Origin of the sequence: Chryseobacterium jejuense (assembly GCF_017877355.1) — a bacterium.
GTDB classification, from domain to species: Bacteria; Bacteroidota; Bacteroidia; order Flavobacteriales; family Weeksellaceae; genus Chryseobacterium; species Chryseobacterium jejuense_A.
On sequence record NZ_JAGIPR010000006.1, the window covers coordinates 413,548 to 419,785 of the forward strand.

The 6,238-nt window shown below is 35.2% G+C and carries 6 protein-coding genes; all 6 read right to left on the reverse strand.

The features are described from left to right. Positions 1 to 142: 142 nt before the first annotated feature. The 6 genes from J2772_RS14965 to J2772_RS14990 all read right to left on the reverse strand — a co-directional run bounded on the left by J2772_RS14965 (position 143) and on the right by J2772_RS14990 (position 6,137). Positions 143 to 1,252 carry a hypothetical protein gene (locus tag J2772_RS14965; RefSeq protein ID WP_209918020.1) on the reverse strand — a complete coding sequence of 370 codons (1,110 nt, stop codon included), beginning with the start codon at positions 1,250 to 1,252 and terminating at the stop codon, positions 143 to 145. Between the two features lie 23 nt (positions 1,253 to 1,275). Then, a complete protein-coding gene (locus J2772_RS14970; RefSeq protein WP_209918022.1) occupies positions 1,276 to 2,121 on the reverse strand; it encodes a hypothetical protein in 846 nt (281 codons plus the stop codon). Between the two features lie 22 nt (positions 2,122 to 2,143). Next, a complete protein-coding gene (locus J2772_RS14975) occupies positions 2,144 to 3,154 on the reverse strand; it encodes a hypothetical protein (protein WP_209918024.1) in 1,011 nt (336 codons plus the stop codon). 261 nt (positions 3,155 to 3,415) lie between these two features. Beyond that, the gene (locus J2772_RS14980; protein ID WP_209918026.1) at positions 3,416 to 4,339 is read right to left on the reverse strand and encodes a helix-turn-helix transcriptional regulator; all 924 of its coding nucleotides are present in this window, start codon (positions 4,337 to 4,339) and stop codon (positions 3,416 to 3,418) included. A 468-nt stretch (positions 4,340 to 4,807) separates the two neighbouring features. Then, on the reverse strand, positions 4,808 to 5,314 hold the full coding sequence (locus J2772_RS14985) for a hypothetical protein (protein WP_209918028.1): 507 nt from the start codon (positions 5,312 to 5,314) through the stop codon (positions 4,808 to 4,810). Position 5,315: 1 nt separating this feature from the next. Next, complete coding sequence (locus J2772_RS14990; protein ID WP_209918030.1) at positions 5,316 to 6,137, reverse strand: SDR family oxidoreductase; 822 nt, start codon at positions 6,135 to 6,137, stop codon at positions 5,316 to 5,318. Between the last annotated feature and the right edge of the window lie 101 nt (positions 6,138 to 6,238).

Consider the following 6,238-nt stretch of genomic DNA (forward strand, 5'->3'; position numbering starts at 1 on the left):
TGTTTTTTAAGTATTGTTATAAATAGCATTTCTACATCTGGAAAATGACCACAGCATTTGATTTTTTCAGAACCGTGGTCATATCAAATCAATATAATTTGTTGAATAAATATTCTTTGTATTTCCAGCTTTTAGAATACGCTTATAAATCAATTTGTCTTTTGCTTTCCGCAAGGATATTAATTGAATTAATGAGGAATTTAAAGCTATCATTAAGCTCTCCGCTGGCCGCTGCGTTAGTTGTTTGCTGTGCATAAAACGGAAAACGGTAATGGGAAACAATTTTAAATTGAACATCCGTATTGGCTGGTATATCTACCCCGCCGGCCAATGTTATTCTTAAAGGAACCCCTTTAATATATCGATTATTGCATGTGATTCCTGAGTGTGACCACGTAGCTCCGCTATCTGTAGAATAAATTACTTCATAGAACACCATAGCCCCCCCCTGGTCATAACCATCCACATCACTTCCGTTTTGATAGAGACGATCTTTTTTTCCGGAATAAGATAATGTACCACCATGATTCTCCCAGTCCGCAGTTAATGAACCTGAATTTAGCCATTCTCTGTTATAATTTGAATTCAATGCAGCAGCTGTAGTATATCCGTAATTGGGAGTAGCAACTGATAAAGTTCCATTAAGATAAGTAGGGATAACATGTCCGAAAATAAAAGCATGAATGAATACTTTCTGATTAAAATTAACTCTTAGATTAAAATCTGTGTTGGGAACAGTTGCATACCCGGACATTTTGGTGTTTCCATTGGGTAGATCACTACAATTGGTTATTGCACTACCTGAGGCTACCAAAGGAATTGTTTTGCTACCGCTATGCATACATCCTGTAAGATTGGTTGTAATGGCATTATATGCAGCATTAGGCTTACCTCCGAAAGGCGGTAAAATAGTATAAACTCCAGCCTGCAAATCATTATAATCTGTTACGTTCCACTTTTTAAAAAGTACATCTGATATCGTAGCTTTTGCAATATTAAGCTTCTTTACCTTTCCTTCCGCATCAATTATTAAAGGCCTGCTTCCTGGAGTAGGCTCATTCTTAAAGGGAAAGTTTGTGATCTTTAAAGGTAGAGCTCCAGTTTTAGGGTCAATTTCCAACCCGAAATTTGTTGACGGATTGCTATTCATCCTAATCGGATCGTTTGACATCAACACCTGAGCTCCTAATGTTGAACACACAGCTGATATTAACACAGCCATAGTTATATTGATTTTTTTTAATAGTTTCATTTCAGTGTTTTTTAAAAAATTAATTAAGGTTTTGCCCATCCTGATAAAGACATCAACATTAATCTAGGCGTCCAGGAATGGTTTCCTGAATTAAAATTACTATAAGAATAAGTATTAAGATCTCTGGGTGCATTATTCATCAGTTTATATTTTAGAGTAAGGACATGTTCCCCCGGTGCAGAGACCATAACAGCTCCCGACAGATAAGTTTGCCAATCCAGGGATTTGAATACCTTATCTGTTACAACAATACCTGTTGCAATGCCATCGAGAAAAACTTCCGCTGTTACAAACTGAAAATTTCGTATTAAAACAAAATCGCTTGTTGTTAATCTCCCATCTCTTTCCTGTTCATTGGTATTTGGATCTACTCCTAAAGGGATATCCAGAGCAGAAAGGGAATAAACAAAAGGAACATTTTTATTGGGGGTAGCAGTTGTAAATACAATCTTACTTACATTATCTATATTTATATCCTGAAGAGTTCCATTGATATTTTCTTTATAACTAACCGAAGGAAAGTCCTGGTAAACTGAAGTGGGAGAGCTCAGTAGCTTCGCAGGCCTCTGCACACCAGATGTGCCATAATCTATCCCATTAATGCCATTTGAAAACCAAGAAATTGTAGACACCTGCTGGTTAGCAGTTTTAAATCCCTGAGAGGCATAAACATGACCTTCAGGATCTATATAAAGCTGAGCAACAGAGGAACCTGCAGTTCGGGGAACATCGTCCAGCTTCAAAATGTTTGTATCGGGTGTATTTTTTTTTACCTCCAGTATTTCCTGAGGATTTGTAACTCCTATTCCTATCTGAGCAAAAGCAGCTGAACCAAGAGAAAGCAATACTATTGAAATATTTTTTTTCATAATTTATTTTTTCATTGTATTTTTATTCATGATATATTCCTAAGCTATAAGACCATGCATGGGTGTCAGCACGCATACTATCCCATCCCATCTCTACATTGGGAGCTCCAGTCCCCAACCAATTCTCATCTGAACAATCCATCCTTTCCATTTGAACAATAGTATAATAACCAGGATCTACATTTCTGATAACACCAGATATGAAATAATTCCCAGAATGCACTCTGGGCATAGTAGCGTTATATGTTTTAAGTGAAATATAAGGTTCATTAGATGATGCTGTATTTACGAGAGTACCTGTACTTGCATTATAACTGGGACTGCTGAGCTTTACCAGACCTAATGATTTTGCCCGACAAGTCTGTAAACCGGTTCGTGATGCTGCCGGAGATTCTCTGATAGCCTCATCTGAAAGTGTACTGGTTACAAATACATCCACAGGAGAATCACCCTCTATGATGAATATTTCTGACCATTGCCCCTGCCAACTCTGTACAGGAGCTCCCCTACTGTCTGAAAATGAATTTAGATTATTGATGGTTATATTAAAGTTTTCTGAAACACTGGAAATGGTAGCTCCTGAAGTATTCTGATAAGGTAAAATCCATCTCCCGCTATTGGTTTCCAATCCTGTGTTTATTCCCTGCGAACCATAACCACTATAACCTACTCCATCTGCGTACCACCATCCAAAATGCGGGTTAAGTTTATTCGTGCCTGTAACATTTCCATTGGTAATTGAAGTTTTGGGATCATCATACAAATGATTACCATAAGTTCTGTAACCTAGAGAAAGCTTGGTTGCAATAACTTTAGAATCCTGATTCACTCCAAGAACATTATAAGATTCTCCTTCTGCAAAGGAAACTTCTTCAAGATCATTCAGTTTCATAATATAAGATGCATCAGTTTTACCGGGGCCCCTTATTTCTAACATTACTGTAGGATCCGGTGATGCTGTATTAATACCGACTTGGGCATAATTACAAAGGGAAAAAAAAGTTATCCCTAAAGCATAATAGTTTCTTTTCATTGTGCATAAATTTTAATTTGTATACGATTTCTTTAAGAAATGTGTCATAATCCCTCCTGAGAGGGCTGGGAAAATAATATTCCCAGCTATATATTAAGACATTTGTGTTTTATTTCAGAAAATACAATTATATCTGATTTTCTAGATGAGTGCAATATTAAATAAAAAGATCATCCAATGCTAAAAAGGTTCTTTTCATATCTACTTTCAAACCTACCCACTTATACTCAAAATCCATAAAAAACTGAATATCAATAAGTCTCAAAAGGAGTTTATGATATACAAATTCAGATCAGCTTCTGAAGGAAGATCAATTTTTTTACGGATTCTATGTTTTTTGTTTTCCACGGCACGGATAGTTGCATTAGTTGCAATGGCAATTTCCTTTGTAGTCAGGTTCAGTTTTAACAAAGCACATATTTCCAGTTCTGATGAAATGAGATTTGGGCAAACTTTTAAAATCTTTTCAAAAAATTCAGGAAATTCAGATTTAAAATAGGTAATAAAAAGTGAGTTTTTACTCATCGCTAATTCATATAATTCGTTGGAAGAGCTTATCTTGTCCGTTTTCTTTATAAAATCATTAAGCTTTTCCTTCTCTATATAATATTTTATGATCATTTTTTCTTTCCTATGTATGATATACATCCCAACAAAAGTACAAAAGGAAATCTCCATCGCCTTATAGACCCTTATATACCAAAGCTTTACAGGAGATAAATTTTGATGAAGAAGTGAAAATATAGAATAGTCTGTAATGATATTGATTAAAAAAAATATGATATAAGTGGCTACCAATATAAAAATAATATACTTATCCTTATCATAATCAAAAAAAAACGCAACTGCTATGGTAAGAGAAATATATGACAAATAATTCATAGCTCCGTTTCCGCTTATTATATCGCAATAAAAAATAATCAATCCCAAAAACCAGAAAAGAAGCATCAAAAGATACCGGTTAAACCTTATCTTATCTGGCCACAACAGTGTGCACAACATAAAAAGAGCCATTCCGAAGAATATACCACTATACACTGGCTGATCTAAAAAGAAAAAATTAAGTATAACATTGCAGAAAAGAATAAATACAAGGACAAGAGTATAAATATCAAAATAAAGACTTTTCTCATATTCAATCTCATCAGTGGCCAATTGCCTTTTCTCTTTTATATAATTTAACATAATAATTTATAAAAATCTAAAATAAGATAATTATTCACCGAAATATTGCTCAATTATTTACCATAATTCAAACTAACAAGGACACAATCACAATACAATAAATACCAGCAACTTACACCTTATAACTAGTTGTAATAATTTCCGAAAACAACAGGCCTTCTGATCAAAAATCACAATTTAAATTGAGAGTAAAGACTTTTGAACAGCTGTAATAAGATAAAGTATAAAATTTTCCTTAAAAAGTAATTTACTTTTCATGTTATTATTTTAAGCTTCTGTTTTATATACTTAAAATTTGTTTCGTCCTTCTTTCAATAGTTTTTAATAATATTCTCAGAAATTATACTATGGGAAGATCAAAACCATTATCATCACAGTTGATCCCTATAACCGAACAAACATTATATTTAATCCACCCTATGTTTGATATAAATGTCTTTGGTCGGTTGGCACTGACGCCAGGATTTATCAAAAAATGGATAGCTTATCAAGTCGTGAAACATTTTCAAAACAATGAGTTAATCGGCTGTGTAAAAATGTCTCTATCAATAAAAATCCAACGAATAAACAGAATAATCCGAGAATGAATCCTTTGTAATATTCTTTTACAGTAAATAAAAAAATAAGTACAGAAAGAATAAGCAAAGTACTCCAAACAATTTTTAGAATAATGTAGATCTTATGGTCGTTTTGAGCTTTACCCAAAGCCGTTTTTACTGTTTCTTTTGGGTTATTCCCGTATTGTTCTGTAAGCGTTTTGAGGTGTTTTGTTCTGGAATAGGTAATAAAACTTCCATACCCCAGAGAAGCAGCTGTTAGCAGGCAAATAGGAATGAACATCCCCTTTAATAAAGGATTTTCATATTTGAAGCCTAATAGCAGGCACAGTACTAAAACAAGTCCTATGCCTACCATTATTTTGCCTTGCAACTCATCTCCTTTTGTCCATATACTGAGTTCTTGCAAAATTTCCATATTATAACCCCATACTTTGTTTTATCATGGCTAAATAACTCTCGTCATTCAGCTGCTTACGGGCTTCTATAATTTTCTCTGCATCCGCCCCTGCAATGTAACGAAGCTGTTTTTTACCATCTGTGGCTGCTTCATAGATTTTTTCAGCCACTACAATAGGCTCCGAATTCTGGCTTCCTGCCTGCTGCATTCCTTTCATTACCTTTTCCAGGAATGGAGCATACTCAGTCTGGGTAGGATCCACATTCATATTCTGCATTACCGTTTCCTCAAAATTCGTATTGATCATTCCTGGCTCAATCATTTTTACCTGGATACCAATGGCTTCCAATTCAAACGAAAGGGCTTCACTCAACCCTTCCACGGCAAATTTTGAACCGTGGTACAACGTCCCTAATGGGAAAGAAATTTTACCTCCCATTGAAGAAATATTGATAATCGTCCCTTCACCTTGCTTTCTCATGATGGGAATGATATTTTTAGCTACCAGCAGGGTACCGATTACATTGACATCAAACTGCATTCTGATAGCCTGTTCAGGGGTTGCCTCCAGGATACCATAAGAGCCATATCCTGCATTGTTGAGGAGTACATCAATTTTTCCGAACCGTTCAACGGCTTGTTGTACGGCAGATTGAATGGTATCTTCTTTGGTAACATCCAGTGCTATGACCTGTACATTATCCAAGCTGTTAAGTTCTGTGTCTTGTTCCGGATTAGAGCGGACAGTGGCTACCACATTCCATCCTTTTTGTTGGAAATATTTGGCAGTCATGCGTCCGATACCGCTGCCACATCCTGTAATTAAAATTGTTTTTCTCATTGTATATATTGAGGTACTAAATTAAAAATCTTTCTTTCTTAAGCCGTCTATCATTGCTATTCCGGCCATTTTTGTTAAGTTTCTCCAGGTAGGTTCCATGG